Below are 24100 nucleotides of genomic sequence, written 5' to 3' on the forward strand. Positions count from 1 at the left end.
GGCTTGCGCCCGCCCGTCGAGCCGCCAAAACTTGGGGCACGAATGACAAAGCCGCAAACCTTGCGGGTACTGCGGCTTTCGTCGCAGAGATGCTTCAGGAGTCCAATCCCGGTCGCGCCTTTTTTTGACGCGACGGCGGCAGTATAGCCACGCACCCCCGCCGCTTCGCGCGCCGAAAACCACCCATTCCCCGACGAAAGACCCCAGCGCCGGAAGCTGGAACAATCCGCCCACTTATGGACGGCCTCGACCTCATCAAAACCTTCCGCGAAGTCGCGTTCCGGCGCAGCTTCTCCCGCGCGGCGATCTCGCTGGGCATGTCGAAAGCCACGGTCAGCCGCTACGTGGCCGAGCTTGAAACGCGCAGCGGCGTGCGCCTGCTGAACCGCTCCACCCGCTCCCTGAGCCTTACAGACGCCGGCCAGGTGCTGCTGGAGCGCAGCACCGAGCTGGTGGCCATGGCCGAAAGCACGCTGAACGACCTGCAGGCCCACGGCTCGCACCCGCAAGGCCGCCTGCGCATGAGCGCGCCGCACGGGCTCATCGCGGGCTGGCTGTCGGACGTGATCGCCGAGTTCATCAAGCGCTACCCCGAGGTGTACGTGAGCCTGGTGTTCACCAACGACAACCTCGACCTGATCGAGGAAGGCATCGACATCCACCTGACGGGCGGGCGCATCGACGACATGAACCTCATCGTGCGCCGGCTGGTGCAGTTCGACATGGTGGTGTGCGCGTCGCCCGCGTACTGGTCGCAGCGCGGCATGCCGCAGGTGCCCGAGGACATGGGCAAGCACGAGGTGCTGAGCTACTCGTCGATGCCCACCACGCACCTGCCCTTCGAGACCGACGGCAAGCCGCACGACGTGGCGGTGCACAGCCGCATGGAGGCCAACGACGCGGTGGCGCTCATCGAGCTGGCGCTGCGCGGCGTGGGCGTGGCCTATGTGCCGGAGCCGCTGGCGCAGTCGCACCTGGAGCGCGGCGCGCTGGTGCCGGTGCTGCGCGACCACATGCCGCACGAACACTGGCTGTACGCGGCTTACTCGCAGCGCCGCCACAACAGCGCGGCCATGCGCGCGATGCTCGACTTTCTGGAGCAGTCGATGGGGCCCGATGGCGACAACCCGGTGCTGCCGCCGCTGCCGGCGTCCACGCGCGTGCAGCCGCCTGCGTGCGCGCTTTCAAAGGTGCAAGAGGTTGCGAAGGCCACTGCGTCGGCGGCACGAACGGGCACACGCTGAGGCACGCATATGACGACGTCCACCCTCTCGATTCGCCCTCCCGTGCCTGCCGACCTTGCGGCATGGAAGCCGCTATGGGCCGGCTACAACGCCTTCTACGGCCGCGAAGGCGCCACCGCGCTGCCGGATGAAATCACCCAGGTCACCTGGCAGCGCTTCTTCGATGCCTACGAGCCGGTGCATGCGCTGGTCGCCGAGCGCGACGGCCAGCTGGTCGGGCTCACGCACTACCTGTTCCACCGCAGCACCACGCGCATCGAGCCGACGTGCTACCTGCAGGACCTGTTCACGCTGCCGTCGGAGCGCGGGCGCGGCGTGGGGCGCCAGTTGATCGAGGGTGTGTACGCGCACGTGAAGCGCGCGGGCGGGCACCGCGTGTACTGGCAAACGCACGAGAGCAACACGGCCGGGCGCACGCTGTACGACAAGGTGGCCACGCACGACGGGTTCATCGTGTACGGCACGCTGGTCTGAACGACCAGCTAGATCAGGTCGTTCAGCTCGATCAGTACTTGATGGTGACCCCGGCCTTCACGCCGTTGTTGGCCTTGCCGTCGGACGACACACCGCCCGTGAGCGACACGTTGCCGCCCGTGCTCGCACCCAGCGAGTAAGTAGGCCGCGGCGTGGAGGTGTCGGTGCCGATGTAGGTGCCGCTGCCGTCGGGGCGCTGCACGCCGACGGTCGCGCCGTTGACGGTGGCAGCCTGCTCGGTGGGGTTCACGTTGGGCGCCACGTACACGGTGCCCTTGTCGTCGCTGTCGACCGGGAGCTTGATCGGCTCGGCCTGCACGAGTGCGCTGGCCGCAGTCAAACCCAGCGAAGTCACAAGAATCAATTTACGCATCGCTCGATGCTTTCGCAGGGCCCGCGCGAACCGCGTAGGACGCAAGGAGATTCGGGCGGGGAACTGCAACTGCAAATATCAAAGACTATGCTTTGACAAATTGCCAAGGATGCCGCTGATGGACACGCCTTCTCCCGACACTGTTCTCACTCCCCCTGCCCCGCCGCCCGGCCCCTCGCCCGAAGCCCTCGAGCGCATGCTCGCCGCCGGCCGCGACGGCGCCCTGCTTCGCATGAGCCTCGCGCTCGCGTACCACCGCCGCGAAGACCCGCGCACCGCGCTGCTGCATCTGGAAAAAGCACTGGCCTTCGACGCCGACTTCACCGCCGCGCACCGCTTGCAAGGCCTGGTGGCGCTGGAACTCGGCGACTCGGCGCAGGCCGAGGCGGCCTTCACCAAAGGGCTGGAAGTGGCGCAGCGGCGCGGCGAGATGCAGCTGGTCAAGGAGCTGACCGTGCGTTTGCGTCGTGTTGCCAAAAGGCTTAACGCCTCAGATAATTGAGAGCAATTCTTATTTAGACAGCCGAGCCATCGCCCGGCCCTGCGCGGATCGTGAACCCCCCGTCCCTTGCGTCTTCCCTTCCAGCCGAGTACCCGGTCGAGTCCCTGTATGCCGAGCACCATGGCTGGCTGCAGGGCTGGTTGCGCCGCAAGCTGGGCAACACTTTCGACGCGGCCGACCTGGCGCACGACACCTTCGTTCGCGTGCTGGGCAAGAACGCCGGCGAGCACATTCGCGAGCCCCGCGCTTACCTCACGACGATTGCCGGCGGGCTGCTCGCCACGCACTGGCGCCGCCATGCGCTCGAGCAGGCCTGGCTGGCCACGCTCGCCGCGCGCCCGATGGCGATGGCGCCCTCGCCCGAAGAGCGCTTGCTGATCCTGGAAACGCTCGAGGAAATCGCCCGCCTGCTCGACGGCCTGCCCGCCCAGGTGCGCGAGGCGTTCCTGCTCTCGCAGCTCGACGGGCTGAGCTACGCGCAGATCGGCGAGCGGCTGGGCATCACCGTCAACGTGGTGCAGAAGGCCATGACGCGCGCGCTGGCCCATTGCTACAAGGCGATGTACCTGCCGGCAGCGAGCTGACGCGCATCAAGCGGAATTGCTTCGGATGAGCGCACGATTTCCCTCGCCGGCCAATGGCGGCAACGCGGCCAACACAGCCAACACAGCCAACACAGCCAACACGAGCGATACCTTGCCAGACGCCATCGTCGAGCAGGCCATCGGCTGGTACGTGCGCCTGGCCTCGGGCCTGCGCGATCCGCAGGAGCAGTCCGCCTTCGCGCGCTGGCACGACCAGCACCCGGACCATGCGCGCGCCTGGCAGCGGCTGCAGTCCATGGGCCAGCAGTTGCGCGGCACCTCGGGCACCGTCGAGCCGGCGGTCACGCGCGCCACGCTGGGCCATGCGGCTTCGTTGTCGGCGCGCCGGCGCACCTTGAAAACGCTGATGTGGATCGGCGCCGGCGGCACCGCCATCTACCTCGTGCAAGACCAGCTCCTCTGGCGCAGCCAGCTCGCAGGCGCATGGGCCGACGTGCGCACCGCCACCGGCGAGCGCCGCAGCATGGTGCTGGCCGACGGCAGCACGCTGCTGATGAACACCGGCACCGCGCTCGATGTGCGCTTCGACGCGGGCGAGCGCCGGCTGGTGCTGCACCGCGGAGAAATCATGGTCGCGACCGCGCACGACGCGGCCCGCCGCCCTTTCGTGGTCGCCACGCGCGACGGCACGCTCACGCCGGTGGGCACGCGCTTCACCGTGCGACGCGACGAGCCCGCGGACGCGGCCGCCGGCTTCACGGCACTGGGCGTAAGCGAGGGCGCGGTCGAGGTCCGCACCGCCAACAGCACCGGCTCGGGTTCCGCCGCGACCCTGGTGCGCGCCGGGCAGCAGGCCCGCTTCACCCGCGAGCGCGTCGACGCACCCGAGGCACTGCGGGAGGCCAGCCAGTCCTGGACCGACGGCACGCTCACCGCCGAAGGCATGCCGCTGGCCGAGTTCATTGCCGAACTCGACCGCTACCGCCCCGGCCGCCTGCGCTGCGACCCCGAGGTGGCTGGCCTGCGCATCACCGGCGCCTGGCCGCTGGACGGCAACGACCCGACCGAGCGCATTCTCGAATCGCTGGCGCGGCGGCTGCCGGTGAAGGTGACGCGGCTCACGCGGTACTGGGTCACGGTGTCGGCGCGCTGAAGTGCGGATGCGCTGAAACGTCTTTACAAATAAACCAGCAGATAAACCGGCAGATTTTTCGGTCTCGTGCGGCTTTGCATGCAGAAGCCAGGCGGGACGACTCTTTTTGCGTGCTTGCCAAGCCACTGTCCAACACAAGCACCAGCAAAAGGAATCTGCAACATGGCGGTCGTTCGCAACCGGTCTTTCTCCCCCCTAATGGCCACCCGCGGGCGGCACCGGCTGTCGCCCGTGGCGCTGGCTCTGCTGTGCGCCACGCTGGGCAGCGCAGCCGGCCTGGCCAGCGCACCCGCCTTCGCGCAGGGCGCGGCCGGTGAGGCGCGCCGCAGCTTCGACATTCCGGCCGGCACGCTCGACCAGGCGCTGAGCCGCTTCGGCCGGCAGGCCGGCGCGCAGATCGCCGTCAACGCCGAGTTGACGAGCGGCCTGCGCAGCCCCGGCGCGAGCGGCACGCTGAGCGTGAACGACGCGCTGCGCTCGCTGCTGGCCGGCACCGGCCTGGAAGCGGTGCGCGACGCGAGCGGCGAATACACCCTACGCAAGAACACCGCCACGCCGGCCCCATCCGCAAGCAGCACGGGCAATGCCGGCGACGCCGCGCTGCCGCCCGTCACGGTCACCGCGAACTCAGCCGTGCCCGGCGACCTGCCGCAGCCCTATGCCGGCGGGCAGGTGGCGCGCGGCGGCCGCGTGGGCCTGCTGGGCGACCGCGACTTCATGGACACGCCGTTCAACCTCATCACCTACACGGCGCAGGTCATGCAAGACCAGCAGACGCGCACGGTGGCCGACATTGCGGACAACAACCCGTCGTTTCGCGCGATCTACCCGGGCAACGACGCCATGACCGACTTCGTGGTGCGAGGCAACAAGGTGAAGGCGCTCGACGCGGCCTATGGCGGGCTCTACGGGCTCATGTCGCCCGGCGTGGAGTCGCTGGAGCGCATCGAGCTGCTGTCGGGCGCCAACGCGCTGCTCAACGGGCTGGGGCCCATCGGCGGCGTGGGCGGCAGCATCAACCAGGTGCCCAAGCGCGCGGGAGACGCGCCGCTCACGCGGCTGACCACGGGCTACGTGTCCGACGCGCAGTTCGGCGTGCAGGCCGACGTGGGGCGCCGCTTTGGCCAGGACAACCGCTGGGGCGTTCGCTTCAACGGCGTGTACAGCGACGGCGACACCGCGACCGACCGCCAGAAAAAGAAGGTGGCCATGGGCGCGCTGGCGCTCGACTACCGCAGCGACCGGCTGCGCCTGTCGGCCGACCTGGGCGCGCGGCGCAACGACAGCGACTCGCCCTCGCGCACCACCTTCCTGGCGGCCGGCTTCGTGCTGCCCGCGCCGCCGCGCTCGGGGCGCAACTGGCAGCAGCCCTGGTCCTACGACAACACCAACTCGCGCAACGTGGCGCTGCGCGGCGAGTTCGACATCACGCCCGACCTCACCGCGTTCGCCGCGGCCGGCGGCTCGCGCTTCGAGGAGTCGCAGCTGTTCTCCAACTCGCAGCTGCAGTCTTCGGCCGGCAGGCTGCTGCAGAACCAGGTGTACTGGCCGCTCTACCGCAACAGCTCGACGGCCGAGGCCGGCATGCGCGGGCGCTTCGACACGGGCCCGGTGCAGCACCGCTGGACGCTCACCGCCTCCACGCTGCGCGTGCGCAACGGCATCCTGCTGAACACGCTGGCGCAGACCAGCACCAACATCTACACGCCGGTGTTCATCGGCCAGCCGAGCATCGCGGGCCTGCGCGGGCCCGACGCGGTGCCGCAAACGGGCTCGGCCGACATCTCCGGCGTGGCCGTGGCCGACACGCTGTCGATGCTCGACGACCGCGTGCAGCTCACGCTGGGCGTGCGCCAGCAGAAGGTCAAGTCGGCCAACTTCAGCGCCACCACCGGCGCCACGTCGTCGAGCTACGACAAGTCGGCCACCACGCCCGGCGTGGGCCTGGTCGTGAAGGCGAGCCGCAACGTGTCGGTGTACGCCAACTACATCGAGGGGCTGCAGCAGGGGCCCACGGCCACGGCGGGCTCCATCAACGTGGGGCAGATCTTTGCGCCCTACGTTTCCAAGCAGTACGAGGCGGGCGTGAAGCTCGACTTCGGCGGCATCGCCACCACGCTGGGCGTGTACCAGCTGAAAACGCCCAACGGCCTGACCAATGCGAGCACCCGCATCTACTCGGTGGACGGCGAGCAGCGCACGCGCGGCGTGGAGCTGAACACCTTCGGCGAGGTCGTGCCCGGCGTGCGGCTGCTGGGCGGCCTGGCGCTGGTCGATGCCAAGCAGACCCGCACGGCGGGCGGCACCAACGACGGCCGGCAGGTCACGGGCGCGCCCAAGGTGCAGCTGAACCTGGGCGCCGAGTGGGACGTGCCTTCGGTCGCCGGGCTCACGCTGTCGGGCCGCGCGATTCACACCGCATCGCAGTACGCCGACACCCTCAACGCGCAGTCCATTCCGCGCTGGACGCGCTACGACGTCGGCGCGCGCTACCGCACGACCTGGGCCGGCACGCCGACCACGCTGCGGCTGAACATCCAGAACCTGCTGAACAAGAGCTACTGGGCCTCGGCCATCGACGGCTACCTGGTGCAGAGCACGCCGCGCAGCATCCAGCTGTCGGCCGCCTTCGACTTCTGAGCGGGCGCGCCATGTCCGCCCTGCGCCTTCGGCGCTGGCAGTGGGTGCACCGGTGGAGCAGCCTGGCCTGCACGGTGTTCCTGCTGGTGCTGTGCCTGACCGGGCTGCCGCTGGTGTTCCGCGACGAGCTGGCCGACTGGGCTCGCGGCGACACGGCGGCGGCCGCGGAGGCGCGGAGTTCGGTCGGTCCGGTCGGCTCGGCCATTGCAGACCTGGACGCGATGGTCGACACCGCACGCGGGCCCGCGGGTCTCTTCCCCGGCCACACCGTGCGCTGGATCAGCCTGGAAGACGACCGGCCCGAAGTGTGGATTGCGCTCGCGCCCTCCTACGCCGCGGACCGCAAGCTCAACCGGGTGCTGAAGTTCGATGCGCGCACGGGACGCGTGCTGCCGCCTGCGGCGCAGAGCGCGCCCGGGCGCATCACGCTCACCGGCGTGCTGCTGCGGCTGCACAAGGATCTGCTGCTCGGCCTGCCGGGCGAACTGTTCCTCGGTGCCATGGCCTTGCTGGTGCTGGCGGCCACTGTGTCGGGCGCGGTGCTGTACGCCCCGTACATGCGCAGCCTGGCCTTCGGTACGGTGCGAAGGCAGCGCGGCGCGCGCATCCGCTGGCTCGACGTGCACAACCTGCTCGGCGTATCGACGCTGGCGTGGGTGGTGGTGGTCGGCGCCACGGGGGCGATGAACGAGCTTGCCGATCCGCTGTACGACCGGTGGCGCGAGCACGCGCTGGCCGATGCGCTGCGGCCCTACAAGGGGCAAGAGATGCCCACGCAGCTCGCCTCCGTGCAGGCGGCGGCGAACGCGGTGTCGCAGGCCATGCCGAACACGCGCATCCGCAGCGTGCGATACCCCGACGAAGCGCTGGGCAGCCCGCACCACTACCTGGTGTGGGCCATCGGCCAGACGCCTGTCACCTCGCGGCTGTTCACGCCCGCGCTGGTCGACGCGCGCACCGGCGCGCTGGTGCTGCTGCCGCCCGCGCCCTGGTACCTGACGGCGCTGCAGCTGTCGCGCCCGCTGCATTTCGGCGACTACGGCGGGTTGCCGCTGAAGATCATCTGGGCGCTGCTGGACGTGGTCGCCATCGTGGTACTGGGCAGCGGGGTGTACCTGTGGTGGGCACGGCGGCGGCAGCGGAGCCGCACCGCACCGCACAAACTCATCGGGAAGTGACCTGACCTGACCCGGCGTGAAAGCTCAGGCCGCCACGGTCGCCATGTCGATCACGAACCGGTACTTCACATCGCTCTTGAGCATGCGCTCGTAGGCGTCGTTGATCTGCGGCATCGCGATGGTTTCGATGTCCGACACGATGCCGTGCGCGGCGCAGAAGTCGAGCATTTCCTGTGTCTCGGCAATGCCGCCGATCATCGAGCCCGCGATGCGGCGGCGCTTGGTGATGAGGCCGAACACGCCCGGGGACGGGTGCGGCGTGCTGGGCGCGCCCACCAGCACCAGCGTGCCGTCGAGCTTGAGCAGCTGCACGAAGGGGTCGAGGCTGTGCGAGACGGCCACGGTGTTGATGATGAGGTCGAAGCTGTTGAGGTGCGCGGCCATTTCGCTTTCGTTGCGCGACACCACGACCTCCTTGGCACCCAGGCGCCTGGCGTCTTCGGTCTTGCCGGGCGAGGTGGTGAACAGCACCACGTGCGCGCCCATGGCCGCGGCAATCTTCACGCCCATGTGGCCCAGCCCGCCGAGCCCCACCACGCCCACCTTGGAGCCGGGGCCGGCCTTCCATTGCCGCAGCGGCGAATAGGTGGTGATGCCCGCGCACAGCAGCGGCGCCACGGCGGCCAGCGACTTCTCGTCGTGCGAGATCTTGAGCACGAACTTCTCGAACACCACGATGTGGTCCGAGTAGCCGCCCAGCGTGTTGGCGCGCGACACCTGCTCCTGGCTGTCGTAGGTGCCGGTCATGCCGTTGTCGCAGTACTGCTCCAGCCCGTCGTTGCAGGGCTGGCAATGCTGGCAGCTGTCGACCATGCAGCCGACGCCGACCAGGTCGCCGACCTTGAACTTCGACACGTCGGCACCGACGGCGCGCACGCGCCCGACGATTTCGTGCCCCGGCACGCAGGGGTAGGCGGCGGGGCCCCACTCGCTGCGCACCGTGTGCAGGTCGGAGTGGCACACGCCGCAGTACAGGATGTCGATGGCCACGTCGCGCGCGGCGGGCGCGCGGCGCTCGAAGGTGAAGGGCGCCAGTGGCGTGGTGGCGGACCGGGCCGCGTAGGCGTGGGCAAGCGTCATGGGAGTGCTCTCTTCAGAAGGGGAATGAACGGTGAATGAACCAGTGAGCCAGAGGGACGAGAGCCTGTGGCGGCCCGTGGATGCGGTGTCCCTGCACGGTTCATTCTGACGACACGCGACGCCCCTGACCAGCCGGCCGGATGCGCGTTCGCCGACAAGACGTGCGCATGAATGCGCGCGGGCGCCCGACAGGGCGCCCGCGCAAGGGTTTCCGCCCTCAGACTTCCGTCACGAACTGGTCACGCGGACGGCGCACCTTGGTGAGGTTCACCAGCCAGTCTTCGTCGGCCACGCGGTAGCCCACGGGCAGGATGGCAACGCTGCGCAGGCCGCGCGCGCGCAGGCCCAGGATGTCGTCGAGCGCGGCGGGGTCGAAGCCTTCCATGGGGGTGCTGTCGACTTCTTCGTGCGCGGCGGCGATCAGCGCCGCGGCCAGGCCGATGTACGCCTGGCGCGCCGCATGCGCGAAGTTGACCTCGCTGCCGCGCTGCGGATAGCTGCCCAGCAGCATGGCGCGGTAGTTTTCCCAGCCTTCGTTCTTGATGCCGCGCACGGTGTTCGTCAGGTCGAACATGTGGTTGATGCGCTCGGCCGTGTAGTCGTCCCATGCCGCAAAGACGAGCAGGTGCGAGCAGTCGACGACCTGGCCCTGGTTCCACGCGATCGGCTTGATGCGTTCGCGAACCGCCGGGTCGGTCACCACGAAGATCTCGAAGGGCTGGAGGCCGCTGGAGGTGGGCGCCAGGCGCGCGGCCTCGAGGATGCGCTCGATCTTCTCCTTCGGAACCTTGCGCGTGGCGTCCATTTTCTTGGTCGCGTAGCGCCACTGCAGGGTGTCGAGCAGCTTGGCTGCGCTGGGTTCGTCGATGCCGGGGTTGGTAGAAGTGTTGGACATGGATCGTTCAGTGTTTGAGTGGAAGGTCGGGCGCGCAATGCGCCCGCCCCGGATTCTCAAAGCCTTTGAACGGGGCGATGGGGTCGCCGCGGCGTTACTGGGTTTCCGCGGTGGAAACAATCGGGGGGTGCAACCCGCTGCGCCTGGCGCCGCAAGCGCCGGTGCCCGCTCAGTCCATCTTCACCTTCGCCTCCTTGATCACCTTGCCCCACATGGCCCGGTCGGCGTTGATGAACGCGGTGAACTCGGCCGGCGTGTTGCAGCGCAGCTCGCCCCCGTAGTCGCGCCACTTCTTCGCCAGTTCGGGCGACTGGCAGGCCTTGTGCATGGCGGCGCTGAGCTTTTCCAGCACCGGCTTGGGCGTGCCCGCGGGCGCGAGCACGCCCTGCCAGGCGATGGGTGCGTAGTCGGGCAGGCCCACTTCGGCGAAGGTCGGCACGTCGGGAAAGCTGGGGGCGCGCTCCTTGCCGGTGATGGCCAGCAGCTTGAGCTTGCCCGTGTGGATGTTGCCCGCCGCGGCCGGCAGGCCATCGAACATGAGCTGCACCTGCCCCGCGATCAGGTCCGTGTAGGGGCTGCTGCTGTTGTAGGGGACGAGGTTGGTCTTCACGCCCGCGGCGTTGTTGAACCACACGCCCGACAGGTGCGAGTAGCTGCCGATGCCCGCGGTGGCCACCGCCATCGAGTCGGGCTTGGCCTTGAGCGCGGCGATGAGCGCGCGCGCGTCCTTCGCCTCCACGCCCGGCGTGGCGATGAGGCCGGTGTTCAGCACGCCCAGCAGGCTGACCGGGGCGAAGTCTTTCTCGGCATTGAAGGGCAGCTTGGAATACAGGTGCGGCACCACCGACAACGAACTGGTCGTGCCGATGTACAGCGAATAGCCGTCGGCCGGCGCCTTGGCCGCGACCTCGGTGCCGATGATGTTCGACGCCCCCGGGCGGTTCTCCACATAGAAGGTCTGGCCCAGGATCTTCGTGAGCTCGGCGGCGATTTCTCGCGCGTTCGCGTCGGGGCCGCTGCCCGCGGGGAACGGCGCAATGATGCGCACCGCCTTGCTGGGGTAGTCGGCCTGCGCCGCCGCGCCGGTCGCCACGGCGCCTGCCGCCGCCAGCACACCCAGGGCCAGCCAGCGGCGGGCCGGCATCTTCTTCGGAACGTTCATCGGTTTGTCTCCTGTTGATCTTGCGTGCCGTTTGCACGAGCCCGAATGATAGTTAAACGTGCCGTATTGTCAAAATACGATAATTTGAATATAATTTCTTCAACGCAAGGCCGATGGACGGCACGCTTTATCGCCAGGAGACATTCAAATGACCGACAGCAGCCCGTCGAACCTGCAGTTCAGCCACATCGGCCTGTATGTGACCGACCTGCCGCGCATGGCGCGCTTCTACAAGCAGGCGCTGCGCTTCACGCAGACCGACGCGGGCGACCTGGGCACGGTGCAGCTGGTGTTCCTGAGCCGCGATCCGCGCGAGCACCACCAGCTGGTGCTGGCCACCGGCAGGCCGGCGGACCTGGGCTTCAACGTGGTCAACCAGGTGTCGTTCCGGGTGCCCGACATCGCCACGCTGCGCGGCTTTCACGACCGGCTGCTGGCCGAGGGCGCGAGCGACATGCACCCGGTGACGCACGGCAACGCGGTGTCGGTGTATTGCCGCGACCCCGAGGGCAACCGGCTGGAGCTGTTCATGGACACGCCCTGGTACTGCGAGCAGCCGCTGCGCGAGCCGGTGGACCTGTCGCAGCCCGACGAGGTGATCCTTGCGCGCGCCGAAGCCATCGCCAAGCGCTTTCCAAGATTCATGAGCCGCGCGCAGTGGCAGGCCGAGGTGGCGCGCCGCATGCAGGAAGACCAGCGTGGTTGAGCCACTGCCCATGCACGGCATGTACGGCACGCATGGCACGCATGGCATGCACGACGTGGCGATCGTCGGGCTGGGACCCACCGGCGCCACGCTGGCCAACCTGCTGGGCGCGGCGGGCCTGTCGGTGGTGGTGCTGGAGAAGGAAGGCGCCGTGTTCCCGTTGCCGCGCGCCATTCATTTCGACGGCGAGGTGCTGCGCATCCTGCAGGCGGCGGGGCTGCGCGAGCAGGCGCTGGCCATCGCGCGCCCCGGGGAGCAGGGCATGCACTTCGTCAACGGCGCGGGCGAGACCATGCTCATTCGCGGCGGCAGCGCGGCGCTGGGCCCGCACGGCGGCGCGAACAACTACTACTTTCACCAGCCCGAACTCGAGGCGGTACTGCGCGAAGGCCTGGCGCGCTTCGCCAACGTGGACGTGCGGCTGCGCAGCGAAGTGACGGCCGTGGCGCAGGACGCGGACGGCGCCACGCTCGAAGTGCGCGACACCGGCAGCAACCTTGCATCGACCGTGCGCGCCCGCTACGTCGTCGGCTGCGACGGCGCCCGCTCGCCGGTGCGCCAGCACATGGGCAGCCCGATGATCGACCTGGGCCTGCGCCAGCCGTGGCTGGTGTTCGACGTGGTGCTGCAGCAGCCGGTCGACCTGCCCACGCACACCGTGCAGCACTGCGACCCGGCACGGCCCATGACGTACTGCAACGTGGTCGGCGACCGGCGGCGCTGGGAAATCATGGTGCTGCCCGGCGACGACCGCGAGGCGCTGGTGCAGCCCGAATCGCTCTGGCGCCTGGTCGCGCCGTGGGTGCGGCCCGAGCAGGCGCGGCTGGAGCGCGCGGCCATCTACACCTTTCACTCCGTCATCGCGAGCGACTGGCGCCAGCGCCGGCTGCTGCTCGCGGGCGACGCCTGCCACCAGACACCACCGTTTCTCGGCCAGGGCATGTGCGCGGGCATTCGCGACGCGGCCAACCTCGCCTGGAAGCTCGAAGCCGTGCTCGCGCGCCAGGCCCCCGATGCGCTGCTGGACACCTACGAGTCGGAGCGCGCGCCGCATGTGCGCGCGCTGGTCGAGCTGGCGGTGCGGCTGGGCAACATCATCCAGACCACCGACCCCGCGCTGGCGGCCGAACGCGACGCAAAATTCTTGGCTGGTCAGCCGGAAATATTCGAGCTGCCGCCGCAGATGTTGGGTGCCGGCGCGTTCGACGCGCAACCCGGCTCGCAAGCGGGGCGCCCATTTCCTCAGCCCCGCTTGGCAGACGGCCGACTGCTTGACGAATTGCTAGGCCGGCGCAGCGCGGTCATCGGCCGCGGCGATGTACTGGCTGCCGCAGCCCCTGCTACCGTCGAGCGCTGGCAACGCGCCGGTGCGCTGGTCATCGACCAGCCCGAGGCACCGCTGCGCGACTGGCTCGCTGCGCACGCGGCGCAAGCGGTGATACTGCGGCCCGACCGATATATCGTCGGCGTCGCGCGCACGGGGCACGATCTGGATCGCATCTCGCAACACCTCCCCGTCGCGCCATGACATCCTGGAGGAATTGGCGTGCCGGAAAAATCAATGTCCAGCCTGGGCCGCATGCTGGGCGTTCTCGACCTGTTCGACGACACGCACCTGACACGCACGGCGGACGACATCTCGGCCGCGCTCGAGGTCTCGCTGCCCACCGGCTACCGCTATGTGCGCCTGCTGCTGGAGGCGGGCCTGCTGCAGCGGGTGGAAGACTCGCACTACGCGCTGGGGCCGCGCATCATCCTGCTCGACCACTACATCCGAAAGGCCGACCCGGTGCTGCGCGAAGGCATTCCGGTGATGCGCGAGCTGGTGGCCGCCACCGGCTTCGACTGCGTGGCCTCGGGCCTCTTCGGCATGCAGGTGCTGGACACGCACCGCGAGATGGGCGGCGCGCCGGCGGCGCTGGCCTACGGGCGCGGCCGGCCGCGCCCGCTGTTCCAGGGCGGCGCGCCCAAGGTGCTGCTGGCCACCTTCGCGCCGGCGCAGCTGCGCAAGGTTTTCGATGCCCGTCACGACGAGCTCGTGCGCTGCGGGCTGCCCGCCGAATGGAGCGAGTTCCGCCGCCACTACGCGGCGATCCGCAAGGCGGGCCACTACGTGTCGATCGGCGAGCTGGAGCCGCAGCTCGCGGCGGTTGCAGCCCCCATCCTGAAGGCCGACGGGGGCGCATGGGGCGCCGTCTCTCTCGTCTTCGACACCGCGCGCCTGTCCATCGTCGATCTCGACAAGATGGTTCAGCTGATCACCGAGGGCGCCTCGCGCATTGGGGGTCGGCTGGCGTAGATTTTTCTCGACCACCCTCCTCCATTTCCTCCTCCCTCTCTTCCTTCACGGACACCAGGCACAGACCATGAAACTCATCAGCTACCAACACAACGGCACCGACAGCTACGGCGCGCTCCTCGGCGATCGCATCGTCGACCTGCGCGCGGTCTTCGGCGCGCGCGCGGTCGACCTGAAGGCGCTCATCGCCGCGGGCCTGTTGAGCGAAGCGGCCGCCGCGGTGCAGAAGGCCGACGCAACTGCCACGGCCTCCACCCTCGCGCTGGGCGACGTGCAGCTGCTGCCCGTGATTCCCAACCCCGGCAAGATCGTGTGCGTGGGCCTGAACTACGGGGAGCACGTGCGCGAGACCGGCCGCGAGATCACCGAGCAGCCCACGCTCTTCCTGCGCGTGGCCGAGTCGCAGGTGGCGCACGGCGAGCCCATCGTGCTGCCACCCGAATCGAGCAAGCTCGACTACGAGGGCGAGATCGCCATCGTCATCGGCCAGGGCGGCCGGCGCATCTCAGAGGCCGACGCGTGGAAGCACATTGCTGGCTACGCCTGCTACAACGACGCCACCTTGCGCGACTGGCAAAGCGCCACCCCGCAATGGACCGCGGGCAAGAACTTCTGGCGCACCGGCGGCTTCGGCCCGTGGCTGGTCACGCGCGACGACATCGCCGACGGCCAGGTCATGACGCTGGTCACGCGCCTGAACGGCCAGGAAATGCAGCGCACCACCACCGACAAGCTGATTCACAGCATTCCGCGGCAGATTGCGCACATCTCGGCCTTCATGCCGTTGGCCGCAGGCGACGTGATCGTCACCGGCACGCCCGGCGGCGTGGGCGCCAAGCGCACGCCGCCCGTGTGGATGAAGGCGGGCGATGTGGTGGAGATCGAGGTCGATGCCATCGGGATCCTGCGCAACGGCATTCGCGCGGAATAGAGATTCGCGCCGCGCGGAGGGAAACGGCCCCTCTTTTCGACTGAGAACTTGCGTACTCCCCGCGTCGCTTCGGTGGCACGTTCGCGTGCCTCGCCCTACGATGCAGCATCGGCGCGCCCTTTTCTGGCGCGCCACGCTCACGCAATCACGTCAGGAGAAGAGCCCATGTCCCCCATCGAAGTCGTCATGCCGGAACAGCTGCTGCGCGCCATCGAAGCCCAGAGCCGCATGCCGATCGCCCGCATCGGGGAGGCGCTGACCTCCCTGGGCATGGTCAGCCAGGAACAGCTGCGCGCCGGGCTCGCGCAGCAGCAACGCCAACCCAATGTGCCGCTGGGCGAGACGCTGGTACGCATGGGCATCGTCACGCAGGGCCAGCTGCAGACCGCGCTGGTGCGCAAGATGGGCTACCCGCTGGTGAACCTGCAGGCGTTTCCCGCGGGCGCCGAGGCGCTGCGCAAAGTGAGCCACAGCGTGGCGCGGCGCCTGCAGGTCATGCCGCTCATGCTGCACGAGGGCCGCCTCATCGTGGCCATCGACGACCCCATCAGCCGGCATTCGGCGCTCGACGAGGTGGAGTTCATCGCGCAGGCGAAGGTCATTCCCGTCATCGGCCAGTGCCTGGACCTGGACAGCGTGCTGCACGCGGCCTACGAAAAAATCGGCGATGCCGCCGGCGGCGCGGGCGGCGCGTTTGCCGCCAACCTCGACCCGAGCCGCCCCATCGAGTTCGACATGGCCGGCACCACCGAGCTGCTGCAGACGCTGGAGCGCGAAGGCCCCGCCGCCCCCACGGCCGAAGCACCCATCGAGCAGTCGGACAACTCGCTGGTGCGCATGATCAACAGCATGATCATCGAGGCCCACCGCGAGGGCGCCTCCGACATCCACATCGAGAGCTACCCCGGCCAGGAAAAGACGCGCATCCGCTTCCGGCGCGACGGCCTGCTCTACACCTACCTGGAGCTGCCGCCCAGCTACCGCAACGCCATCGTCGCGCGCGTGAAGATCATGTGCGACCTGGACATCAGCGAAAAGCGCATGCCGCAGGACGGCAAGATCAACTTCGCCAAGTACTCGCCGCAGCACCGCATCGAACTGCGCGTGGCCACCATTCCGACCGCCAACGGGCTCGAAGACGTGGTGATGCGCATACTGGCCTCGGCCAAGCCCATTCCCATGGCGCAGCTGGGCCTGTCGCCGAACAACCTGGCGCAGCTGACGAAAGCGGTCGAGCGGCCCTACGGCATGGTGCTGTGCGTGGGCCCCACGGGCTCGGGCAAGACGACCACATTGCACTCGGCGCTGATGCAGATCAACACGCCCGAGCGAAAGATCTGGACCGCCGAAGACCCGGTCGAAATCACGCAGACCGGCCTGCGCCAGGTGCAGATCAACCCGCGCATCGACTGGACCTTTGCCAAGGCGCTGCGCGCCTTCGTGCGCGCCGACCCCGACGTGATCATGGTGGGCGAAATTCGCGACGAGGAAACCGCCAAGACCGCCATCGAGGCCTCGCTGACGGGCCACCTGGTGCTGTCGACACTGCACACCAACAGCGCCCCCGAAACCGTGACCCGCCTGCTGGACATGGGCATGGACCCGTTCAACTTCGCGGACTCGCTGCTCGCCGTGCTGGCCCAGCGGCTGGTGCGCCGCCTGTGCACCCGTTGCACCACGCCCACCCCCGCGAGCGCGGAAACAGTGGAGGTGCTGCTGGACGACTACATGCACGCCTTTGCCGCCGAAGAAAAAACGCCGGCCCACCGCCACGCCGTGCACGCCGACTGGCTGCGCCGCTACGGCCACGACGGCAAGCTGCACAGCCACGCCAGCACCGGCTGCAAGCACTGCGGCAACACCGGCTTCAAGGGCCGCGTGGGCGTGCACGAGCTGATGGTGATGTCGAAGACGCTGCGCCGCCTGGTGCAGACCGGCGCCCGCGCCGAAGAGTTGCAGCAGGCCGCCTTGCAGGAAGGCATGCGCACGCTGCGCCAGGACGGCATCGAGAAGGTGCTGGCCGGGCACACCAGCATCGAGGAAGTGCGCGCGACCAGCAACGTCTAGCGGCAGCTTCCGGCCATCAGGAACTTGCCGGGCGCGCGCCGAGCGGCTTGCCGCCGGCACCGGCCCTGAAGGTCAGCGGCGCCGCCGTCTCGGCCTGCCCCACCCCCGGCTTGCTCCAGTCGCACACGCCCTGCGGGAACGCGGCCTGCAGGCGCGACCACTGGCCGGGCGAGAAGGTCACGGGCGCGTAGTCGGCGGCGGCCAGCGGCTTGGCCTGGCACTTCAGGATGTCTTCCGCGAGCGGCCCGCCAGCCACCTGGCGCGGCGAGCCGTGCGGCAGCAGCACCGGGTCGGCGTCGCAGGTTGCGGTGTTCAGCACCTTGGTGGAGAACGTGGTGTCGGCCGACAGGTAGCAAAGGTCCGACGCGGCAACCGGCTTGGCGGCGGCCACTTGCTGCTGCGTGCGCTCCGCGTTCGTCCAGTCTTTCGGGCTCGACGCCACCAGGCCGGTGAGCCACGCGTCCATCGCAAGGAACGACTCGACCGCGATGGTGGGCGGCACGCCCGCCGGGCCGAAGCGCCACAGCGCATGGTTCGCGTGCCCGCCCGTCGCCGCGTCGATGCGCGCGCGGTGCGAGTAGCTGCGCCAGTACTGGTGAATGCCGAGCTGCCCGATCGGCAGGTTGTAGGTCTCGTCGTAGGCACGCAGGTCGATGGTCGCGACCTTCGCCAGGTTGCCGCCCGGCGACACCAGCCCCGCACGGTAGGCGATGGCCAGCGAGTCGGCATCGGCCACGGCGCGCGCGGTGGAGAAGTTGCCGTCGGTGTCGGCGCTGCCGATCTTCTCGTTGAGCGTGACGAACTCCTCGGTCGAGATCGCACCCGACTTCAGCGCCTTCAGCCCGTACTGGATGCCCACGTTGTCCAGGTTGTTCAGTGCGCGCATGCCGCTGGGCGCCAGGGCGTTGGTGGTGGTGCCGTAGACGCTGGCCGCGCCGTCCGCGATGCCGCAGCGCGGCCCGGTGGGGTTGCTCACGGGGTCGTACACCACCGAGGCCGGCAGCTGGCAGTTGTTGGTCGGCGCGCCGCTCGGCACGATGGCACCGGTGGCGTTGTCCGCGACCGCCGTCGGCGTGTAGTTGCCGGCTTTCAGCAGGCCGCCGAAGAAGGTCAGCCAGCCGTGGCAGGCGGTGTGGTCAAGGTGCCCGTTGATCGCCGTCTTCTTCGCGTTGACCTGCGCCGGGGTCGCGCCCGCCTGCAAGGCCGTCCATGCCGGCGACTGGTAGAAATTGACGAGCTGCACGCAGTCCATCACCTCCATCGCGGTCGACTCGGAGTCGGCGAAGTCCACGCCGAGCTGCGTGCCGTCGATCACGCCCGGCAGCAGCGAGGCCACGCTGTTCTGGTTGATGGCGCCGCCCGACTCGCCGTTGCCCATCATGTAGACCACCTCGCCATAGCTGTCGATGATGTGCTCCTTCATCATCAGCGTGGTCTCGGCGACCAGGTAGCGGTTGCCGTTGAGCGCGGAGTCGGTCAGGCTGTTGTCGACCACCATGAAGCCGCGCGACAGCGCCGCGTCGTTGGCCCAGTTCTGGGCCGAGCGGAACTGGCGCCGCGGAAACCCGGTGCCGCTGCCGAACGAATACACGACCTTGCGGTTCCACTGCGGCTGGGGCGCGGTCGCGCTCCAGGCGCCCGCCGTCGGGTCGAACAGCACCGCGATGTCGTAGATGCCGCGGTTGACCGTGCCGCGCTCCACCCGAACGATGTAGGGCACGCTCAGCCCGGTCGACGTGGTGGCGCCCGCGACCGCCGAGGCGGCCGTCTTGCCGGGCAGGTACGGCTGCAGGCACGAGTTGGCCGGCGTGGTCGCCACCGCGCCCGCGGCGGCGGGGCTCGGGTCGGGCAGCACGAACGAGCAGCCGCCGTCGCCCGCCGACACGGTCACCGGCGTGAGCGTGCGATAGAACAGCTTGAACTCGGTCGCGATGTTGCATTGCGCGTCGGTGGCCGCGGTCGAGAGGCCGCTGGCATTCGACGAAGGCGTTGCCCCGGTGCCCACCGTGGGCTCGGGCGTGGCGCAGACGAACGGCAGGGCCTGCGTGCTCGACAGCACCGGCCCGCCCTTGGGCGCGTTGACCACCGTGAGCGTGGCCTCGCGGCTGAGCCTGGTGCTGGCCTTGAGGGTGTTCGACCCGACGACCAGGCCTGTCGCAAGCCCGGTGATGCGGCCGTCGGCGCGCTTGGCGAAGGCGCCGGTGATGTCGGCGCCGTTCAGCGTCACTTTCAGGCCGGTGGCGTCGCCGCCCTCGGGCACCAGCTCGACCAGCACATCGCCGCCGCTGACCAGGTCGGCCCGCGTCGACAGCGTGCGCACGGCCATGCCGCCGTTGGGGGTCGCGGTGCCGTCGCCACCGCCACCTCCGCCGCCCCCGCCAAGGCCCCCGATGAACCCGCCCCCGCCGCCGCCCCCGCCGCAAGCGAGAAGCAACAGGGACAGGCCTGCCGTGGTGCCGGCAAGCAGCGCCTGCCGGGGAATGCGTGCCTTGGGCATGCGCGTCGATGTGTTCATGTGTTGTCTCCAGTCTCTATGGACGAAGACATTCTTGGACTGCGAGGTGCGCGCGGCCCTATCCCGGCAGCGCCATTCGCATGACTTTTCAGACGCGCGAGGGTTTGCCCTCGGGTCTTGGATCTTTGGTCCTGGGTCTGTCCGGCTCAGGAATTGGGCAACGCCGGAAAGTCGGTGCCCAGCCACTTCTGGTACAGCTTGTTCAGCTCCCCATTGGCCTTGTTGCGCACGACGAAGTCGTCCACCGCCTTCTTCAGCTCCGCCTGGCCCGGCCGCAGCACGATGCCCATGACCTGCTGGCGCAGCACCATCTTCTGTTCGTAGGTGTCCGCCGGTGCGCGCTTGGCGATCTGGGCGGCCACCGTGGTGGAGCAGCCGATGGCATCGACCTGACCGGAAAGCAGCGCCTGCATGGCCGAGGCGTCGTCGTCGAAGCGGCGGATTTCCGTGCCCTCGGCGGCCAGGGCCGTCAGCGCGACGTCCTGCGTGCTGGCGCGTGCCACGCCCAGGCGCTTGCCCTTGAAGTCGGCGGCGGTCCTGATGTCGGCCTTTTTCGCGCCGTAGAGCACCACCGAGGCGGCCGCGTAGGGGATCGAGAAATCGACCTGCTTCGCCCGCTCGGGCGTGATGGCCAGCGAGGCCACCAGCACATCGACCTTGTTGGTCAGCAGGAAGGGAATGCGGTTCGGGCCGGTGACCGGCACGATGTTGGCCTTGACGCCCCAGTCCTTGGCCAGCAGCCTGGCCACGTCGGCGTCGTAGCCGTCGGGCTGGTTCCTGGCGTCGGTAGTGCCGTAGGGCGGAAAGTCGACCAGCATGCCGATGGTGATCTCGCCCTTCTTCTTGATGTCGGCCACCGACTGCGCCGAGGCGAAGGGGGCGAACACGGTCAGGGCGGCGCCAAGACCCAAGGTTGCGAGGGCTGCCATCGCGGTGCGGCGGGTGGTGGTACGGGTCATTGGATGTGTCTCCTGATTCAAGAATGAAGCTGACAAGAAAAGAAACGATGCCAGCCGTGGCTGCGGGGTGCGGGGGTCGTTGGCCGGTTCGGGCTCAATGGCTCTCACGCGGCACCGCGTGGCCGCGGCACCCCACGAGAAAGTCGAGGTCGGCGCCCTTGTCGGCCTGCAGCGTTCGCTCCACGTGAAGCGACTGGTAGCCGCCCTTCATGGCGGGCTCGGGCGCAGTCCATGCGCTCCTGCGCCGCGCGAGCACCTCGTCGGACACATGCAGGTGCAGCCGACGCGCAGGCACGTCGAGCTCGATCTCGTCGCCGTCCTCCACCAGTGCCAGGGTGCCGCCCACGGCGGCTTCGGGCGCCACGTGCAGCACCACCGTGCCGAAAGCGGTGCCGGACATGCGCGCGTCGGACAGCCGCACCATGTCGCGTACGCCGCGCGCCAGGAGCTTGCGCGGCAGCGCCATGTTGCCCACCTCCGCCATGCCCGGGTAGCCCTTGGGACCGCAGTTGCGCAAGACCATGACGCAGTGTTCGTCGATGTCGAGCGCGGGGTCGTCGACGCGGCGCTTGTAGTCCTCGATGGTGTCGAACACCACGGCGCGGCCCCGGTGGCGCATCAGCTCCGGCGAGGCGGCCGACGGCTTGATGATCGCGCCGTCGGGCGCAAGGTTGCCGCGCAGCACGGCAATGCCGCCGTGGGGCGTCAGCGGGTTGCCGACGGGCCGGATCACCTCTCGGTCGAAATTCTCCGCGGGCTCGATGTTCTGGCCGACGGTGCGCCCGGTCACGGTGAGCGCGCCAAGGTCCAGCAGGTGCGCCATCTCCTTCATCAGCGCCGGCAGTCCGCCCGCATAGCAGAAGTCTTCCATCAGGAAGCGGCCGGAGGGCATCAGGTCGAGCAGGGTCGGCATGCCCTGCCCCCAGCGGTCCCAGTCTTCCAGCGTGAGCGGCGTGCCGATGCGCCCGGCAATCGCCAGCAGGTGCACGACCGCGTTGGTCGAGCCGCCGATCGCGCCGTTGACGCGCACCGCGTTGGCGAAGGCCTCGCGCGTCAGGATGCGCGACAACGCCAGGTCTTCATGCACCATCTCGACGATGCGCCTGCCCGTCATGCGGGCCAGGCGCGATCGGCGCGCATCGACCGCCGGATAGGCCGCGTTGCCGGGCAATGCCACGCCCAGTGCCTCGACCATGGAGGCCATGGTCGAGGCGGTGCCCATCGTCATGCAGTGGCCGGGCGAGCGCGACATTGCGCTTTCTGCGGCCATGAAGTCCGCGCGGCTCATCACGCCCGCGCGCACGTCTTCAGAAAAGCGCCAGACGTCGGTGCCCGAGCCGATGTCCCGGCCGCGAAACTTGCCGTTGAGCATGGGCCCGCCGGAGATCACGATGCTGGGCAGGTCGCAGCTCGACGCCCCCATGAGCAGCGAGGGCGTCGTCTTGTCGCAGCCGGCCATCAGCACCACGCCGTCCATGGGGTTGCCGCGGATGGCCTCCTCCACGTCCATGGACGCGAGGTTGCGAAAGAGCATGGCCGTCGGCCGCAGGTTCGACTCGCCGCAGGAGAAGACCGGGAACTCCAGCGGCACGCCCCCTGCGTCGAGCACGCCGCGCTTGACATGCTCCACGAGCTCGCGGAAGTGCGCGTTGCACGGCGTGAAGTCCGAAAAGGTGTTGCAGATGCCGATGACCGGGCGACCGTCGAAGGCGTCGTCGGGCAGCCCGCTGTTTTTCATCCAGCTGCGGTGGATGAAGGCGTCCTTGTCGTCCCCGGCGAACTAGGCCGAGGAGCGAAGTACTTTCTTCATGGTGGCGCCGGCTTGGCCGTTCTTGTCCTCTTTGTCTTCGTTCACATGACTCCGAACGTCTTGAAAGCCTCGACCGTGCTCATGCCGTTCTGGATGGCCTTGCGCACGCTGCTTTCCGTGGCGGCCTTTTCCAGCGCGAGGCTGATCGCCTCTTTCTCGGCCTCCCGTGGAATGACCAGCACGCCGTCCTGGTCGCCGAAGACGATGTCTCCCGGGCGAACTCGGACCCCCTGGATTTCCACCGGCACGCGGTAGTCGACCACCTTGCCGCGCGGCCCCTGGTCCTGCGAGTAGCCGCCGAGCGAGAACACGGGCAGGCCGAGCTCGAGCACTTCGGTCGTGTCGCGGGAATAGCCGTCAAGCACCGCGCCGGCCGCCTTCAGGTGCATGGCACGCGTGGTCATCAACCCGCCCCACAGCGCGAACTGCGGGGCCGAGCCCGTCGCGACGTACACCTCGTTCGGCGCAAGATCGTCCAGCGCCTGGAACAACAGGCCGAAGGCCTGCTGGCTCAGCGGGGACTTGCCCTGCGGCTCGGCGCGGGCGAAGCAGTTGGTTTCCAGCACGGGCATGGCGCGGCCCGCCACCACCATCGAGCGTTCGACGGGCTTGATGGCCGCCGGCAGGAACTGGTGCAGGTAGCCCATCGTGTCGAGGATGTCGCCCACCACCGCGGGGAACAGGCGCTTGCGCATCAGGCCGAACAGCTCGTCGTCGTCTTTCCACATGGCTTCTTGTCTCCTGCAAAAACCGCGAATTGAACGCGGCAAGCAGCGAGCCCGCAACCTGTCCGCCTGTACGATAGGTCAGGGAGACACCACATGACCGCACACCCTTTTGTTCCGGGCCGGCTGGAGCGCAGCTCCCTGGCCGAGCAGGCCGTTCAGAGCCTTCTGCAGTACATACAGGACGCCAAGCCCAGCCCCGGCTCCACCCTGCCGTCGGAGGCGCGCCTGGGCGAGCTGCTGGGCGTGAGCCGCACCGTCGTGCGCGAGGCGCTGAGGACGCTCAAGGGCATGGGCGTCGTCGAAATCGCCAACGGCAAGAGCCCGACCATTCGCCGGGACCTGGACGCGTCGGCGCTCGGCATCTATTTTTCGCGCGCGCTGCAGGTGCTCGACAACTCGACGGAAGACCTGATGGACGTGCGCGCGAGCCTCGAAGGTCGCGCCACGGCATTGGCCGCGCTCAGGCGCACGCCGGCGCAACTGGCGCGCATGTCCGACCTGGTCGTACAGATGCAGGCGCAGCTGCGCCATCCATCGGTCTATGCGTCGCTCGATACCGAGCTGCATGTGGAAATCGCGCGCGCCAGCGGCAACCTGCTGCTGTTCCAGATGATCGGGTCGATCCGGGCGTCGCTCGAGTCGCAGTCGCGCCAGGGCATGGAACGGCGAAAGACGGACGAGAGCCTGCAGCAGGTCCAGGACGCCCACATGGAACTGGTCGAGCTGATCGGCAACCGCGACGCGGACGGCGCGTCCCGGTGCATGCGCCTGCACATGGAAAGCGCGCTCGAAGTGCTTCAGGCGGGCTGAGCCCCTGATGCAATGACGCACTGACGCAC

Annotated in this window: 20 protein-coding genes and 1 pseudogene; 13 read left to right on the forward strand and 8 right to left on the reverse strand. The window is 68.9% G+C overall.

What is annotated here, in order from left to right; translation table 11 throughout:
• Positions 1–236: 236 nt before the first annotated feature.
• Positions 237–1244, forward strand: coding sequence for a LysR family transcriptional regulator (locus AB6807_RS21180; RefSeq protein ID WP_116911159.1), 1008 nt, complete (start codon positions 237–239; stop codon positions 1242–1244).
• Between the two features lie 9 nt (positions 1245–1253).
• Positions 1254–1718, forward strand: coding sequence for an N-acetyltransferase family protein (locus AB6807_RS21185; RefSeq protein WP_371086123.1), 465 nt, complete (start codon positions 1254–1256; stop codon positions 1716–1718).
• 31 nt (positions 1719–1749) lie between these two features.
• Here AB6807_RS21185 and AB6807_RS21190 read toward each other — a convergent pair whose 3' ends face one another.
• Positions 1750–2091 (reverse strand): hypothetical protein, encoded by a 342-nt coding sequence (locus AB6807_RS21190; protein ID WP_116911161.1) that lies wholly within the window; start codon positions 2089–2091, stop codon positions 1750–1752.
• Positions 2092–2209: 118 nt separating this feature from the next.
• Between AB6807_RS21190 and AB6807_RS21195 the strand changes: the two genes are divergently transcribed.
• The 5 genes from AB6807_RS21195 (at position 2210) to AB6807_RS21215 (ending at position 8109) form a co-directional block, all read left to right on the forward strand.
• Positions 2210–2593, forward strand: coding sequence for a hypothetical protein (locus tag AB6807_RS21195; protein ID WP_371086124.1), 384 nt, complete (start codon positions 2210–2212; stop codon positions 2591–2593).
• Positions 2594–2643: 50 nt separating this feature from the next.
• On the forward strand, positions 2644–3177 hold the full coding sequence (locus tag AB6807_RS21200; RefSeq protein ID WP_116911163.1) for a sigma-70 family RNA polymerase sigma factor: 534 nt from the start codon (positions 2644–2646) through the stop codon (positions 3175–3177).
• A 25-nt stretch (positions 3178–3202) separates the two neighbouring features.
• Complete coding sequence (locus AB6807_RS21205; protein WP_371086125.1) at positions 3203–4291, forward strand: FecR domain-containing protein; 1089 nt, start codon at positions 3203–3205, stop codon at positions 4289–4291.
• 162 nt (positions 4292–4453) lie between these two features.
• A complete protein-coding gene (locus AB6807_RS21210) occupies positions 4454–6931 on the forward strand; it encodes a TonB-dependent siderophore receptor (RefSeq protein WP_371086126.1) in 2478 nt (825 codons plus the stop codon).
• 11 nt (positions 6932–6942) lie between these two features.
• Positions 6943–8109: a PepSY-associated TM helix domain-containing protein gene (locus tag AB6807_RS21215; protein WP_371086127.1), complete on the forward strand. Its 1167-nt coding sequence runs from the start codon at positions 6943–6945 to the stop codon at positions 8107–8109.
• Positions 8110–8133: 24 nt separating this feature from the next.
• On the opposite strand, the gene AB6807_RS21220 is transcribed toward AB6807_RS21215, so the two are convergent.
• The 3 genes from AB6807_RS21220 to AB6807_RS21230 form a co-directional block, all read right to left on the reverse strand.
• Positions 8134–9189: an NAD(P)-dependent alcohol dehydrogenase gene (locus AB6807_RS21220; protein ID WP_371086128.1), complete on the reverse strand. Its 1056-nt coding sequence runs from the start codon at positions 9187–9189 to the stop codon at positions 8134–8136.
• A 217-nt stretch (positions 9190–9406) separates the two neighbouring features.
• A complete protein-coding gene (locus AB6807_RS21225; protein ID WP_116911168.1) occupies positions 9407–10084 on the reverse strand; it encodes an NAD(P)H-dependent oxidoreductase in 678 nt (225 codons plus the stop codon).
• A 169-nt stretch (positions 10085–10253) separates the two neighbouring features.
• Positions 10254–11246, reverse strand: coding sequence for a Bug family tripartite tricarboxylate transporter substrate binding protein (locus AB6807_RS21230; RefSeq protein WP_371086129.1), 993 nt, complete (start codon positions 11244–11246; stop codon positions 10254–10256).
• A 148-nt stretch (positions 11247–11394) separates the two neighbouring features.
• Between AB6807_RS21230 and AB6807_RS21235 the strand changes: the two genes are divergently transcribed.
• From AB6807_RS21235 to AB6807_RS21255, 5 genes are all read left to right on the forward strand, one after another.
• Positions 11395–11952: a VOC family protein gene (locus tag AB6807_RS21235; protein ID WP_371086130.1), complete on the forward strand. Its 558-nt coding sequence runs from the start codon at positions 11395–11397 to the stop codon at positions 11950–11952.
• Positions 11945–13480: a bifunctional 3-(3-hydroxy-phenyl)propionate/3-hydroxycinnamic acid hydroxylase gene (locus AB6807_RS21240; protein WP_371086131.1), complete on the forward strand. Its 1536-nt coding sequence runs from the start codon at positions 11945–11947 to the stop codon at positions 13478–13480. The genes AB6807_RS21235 and AB6807_RS21240 overlap by 8 nt, the downstream gene beginning before the upstream one ends.
• A gap of 18 nt (positions 13481–13498) precedes the next feature.
• Entirely contained in the window at positions 13499–14251 is a 753-nt protein-coding gene (locus AB6807_RS21245) for an IclR family transcriptional regulator (RefSeq protein WP_371086132.1), read from the forward strand.
• Positions 14252–14318: 67 nt separating this feature from the next.
• Positions 14319–15182, forward strand: coding sequence for a fumarylacetoacetate hydrolase family protein (locus AB6807_RS21250; protein ID WP_371086133.1), 864 nt, complete (start codon positions 14319–14321; stop codon positions 15180–15182).
• A gap of 165 nt (positions 15183–15347) precedes the next feature.
• Positions 15348–17249: a GspE/PulE family protein gene (locus tag AB6807_RS21255; RefSeq protein ID WP_371086134.1), complete on the forward strand. Its 1902-nt coding sequence runs from the start codon at positions 15348–15350 to the stop codon at positions 17247–17249.
• A gap of 16 nt (positions 17250–17265) precedes the next feature.
• On the opposite strand, the gene AB6807_RS21260 is transcribed toward AB6807_RS21255, so the two are convergent.
• From AB6807_RS21260 to AB6807_RS21275, 4 genes and pseudogenes are all read right to left on the reverse strand, one after another.
• Complete coding sequence (locus tag AB6807_RS21260) at positions 17266–19764, reverse strand: DUF6351 family protein (protein ID WP_371086135.1); 2499 nt, start codon at positions 19762–19764, stop codon at positions 17266–17268.
• Positions 19765–19910: 146 nt separating this feature from the next.
• Positions 19911–20723 (reverse strand): transporter substrate-binding domain-containing protein, encoded by an 813-nt coding sequence (locus AB6807_RS21265; RefSeq protein ID WP_371086136.1) that lies wholly within the window; start codon positions 20721–20723, stop codon positions 19911–19913.
• Positions 20724–20817: 94 nt separating this feature from the next.
• Positions 20818–22503 (reverse strand): annotated as a pseudogene (locus AB6807_RS21270) (IlvD/Edd family dehydratase); the annotation flags it as partial.
• A 71-nt stretch (positions 22504–22574) separates the two neighbouring features.
• Complete coding sequence (locus AB6807_RS21275; protein ID WP_116911175.1) at positions 22575–23261, reverse strand: RraA family protein; 687 nt, start codon at positions 23259–23261, stop codon at positions 22575–22577.
• 93 nt (positions 23262–23354) lie between these two features.
• Between AB6807_RS21275 and AB6807_RS21280 the strand changes: the two genes are divergently transcribed.
• The gene (locus AB6807_RS21280) at positions 23355–24071 is read left to right on the forward strand and encodes a FadR/GntR family transcriptional regulator (RefSeq protein WP_371086137.1); all 717 of its coding nucleotides are present in this window, start codon (positions 23355–23357) and stop codon (positions 24069–24071) included.
• Positions 24072–24100 lie beyond the last annotated feature (29 nt).

It is taken from the genome of Variovorax sp. RCC_210, assembly GCF_041355175.1.
Classification (GTDB): Bacteria; Pseudomonadota; Gammaproteobacteria; order Burkholderiales; family Burkholderiaceae_C; genus Variovorax.

Coding starts and splice junctions, on each gene's coding strand:
- AB6807_RS21275 (WP_116911175.1), bottom strand. CDS start 23,261: ATGTGGAAAGACGACGACGAGCTGTTCGGCCTGATGCGCAAGCGCCTG.
- AB6807_RS21220 (WP_371086128.1), bottom strand. CDS start 9,189: ATGACGCTTGCCCACGCCTACGCGGCCCGGTCCGCCACCACGCCACTG.
- AB6807_RS21210 (WP_371086126.1), top strand. CDS start 4,454: ATGGCGGTCGTTCGCAACCGGTCTTTCTCCCCCCTAATGGCCACCCGC.
- AB6807_RS21195 (WP_371086124.1), top strand. CDS start 2,210: ATGGACACGCCTTCTCCCGACACTGTTCTCACTCCCCCTGCCCCGCCG.
- AB6807_RS21215 (WP_371086127.1), top strand. CDS start 6,943: ATGTCCGCCCTGCGCCTTCGGCGCTGGCAGTGGGTGCACCGGTGGAGC.
- AB6807_RS21225 (WP_116911168.1), bottom strand. CDS start 10,084: ATGTCCAACACTTCTACCAACCCCGGCATCGACGAACCCAGCGCAGCC.
- AB6807_RS21260 (WP_371086135.1), bottom strand. CDS start 19,764: ATGAACACATCGACGCGCATGCCCAAGGCACGCATTCCCCGGCAGGCG.
- AB6807_RS21235 (WP_371086130.1), top strand. CDS start 11,395: ATGACCGACAGCAGCCCGTCGAACCTGCAGTTCAGCCACATCGGCCTG.
- AB6807_RS21265 (WP_371086136.1), bottom strand. CDS start 20,723: ATGACCCGTACCACCACCCGCCGCACCGCGATGGCAGCCCTCGCAACC.
- AB6807_RS21250 (WP_371086133.1), top strand. CDS start 14,319: ATGAAACTCATCAGCTACCAACACAACGGCACCGACAGCTACGGCGCG.
- AB6807_RS21255 (WP_371086134.1), top strand. CDS start 15,348: ATGTCCCCCATCGAAGTCGTCATGCCGGAACAGCTGCTGCGCGCCATC.
- AB6807_RS21205 (WP_371086125.1), top strand. CDS start 3,203: ATGAGCGCACGATTTCCCTCGCCGGCCAATGGCGGCAACGCGGCCAAC.
- AB6807_RS21280 (WP_371086137.1), top strand. CDS start 23,355: ATGACCGCACACCCTTTTGTTCCGGGCCGGCTGGAGCGCAGCTCCCTG.
- AB6807_RS21180 (WP_116911159.1), top strand. CDS start 237: ATGGACGGCCTCGACCTCATCAAAACCTTCCGCGAAGTCGCGTTCCGG.
- AB6807_RS21230 (WP_371086129.1), bottom strand. CDS start 11,246: ATGAACGTTCCGAAGAAGATGCCGGCCCGCCGCTGGCTGGCCCTGGGT.
- AB6807_RS21185 (WP_371086123.1), top strand. CDS start 1,254: ATGACGACGTCCACCCTCTCGATTCGCCCTCCCGTGCCTGCCGACCTT.
- AB6807_RS21190 (WP_116911161.1), bottom strand. CDS start 2,091: ATGCGTAAATTGATTCTTGTGACTTCGCTGGGTTTGACTGCGGCCAGC.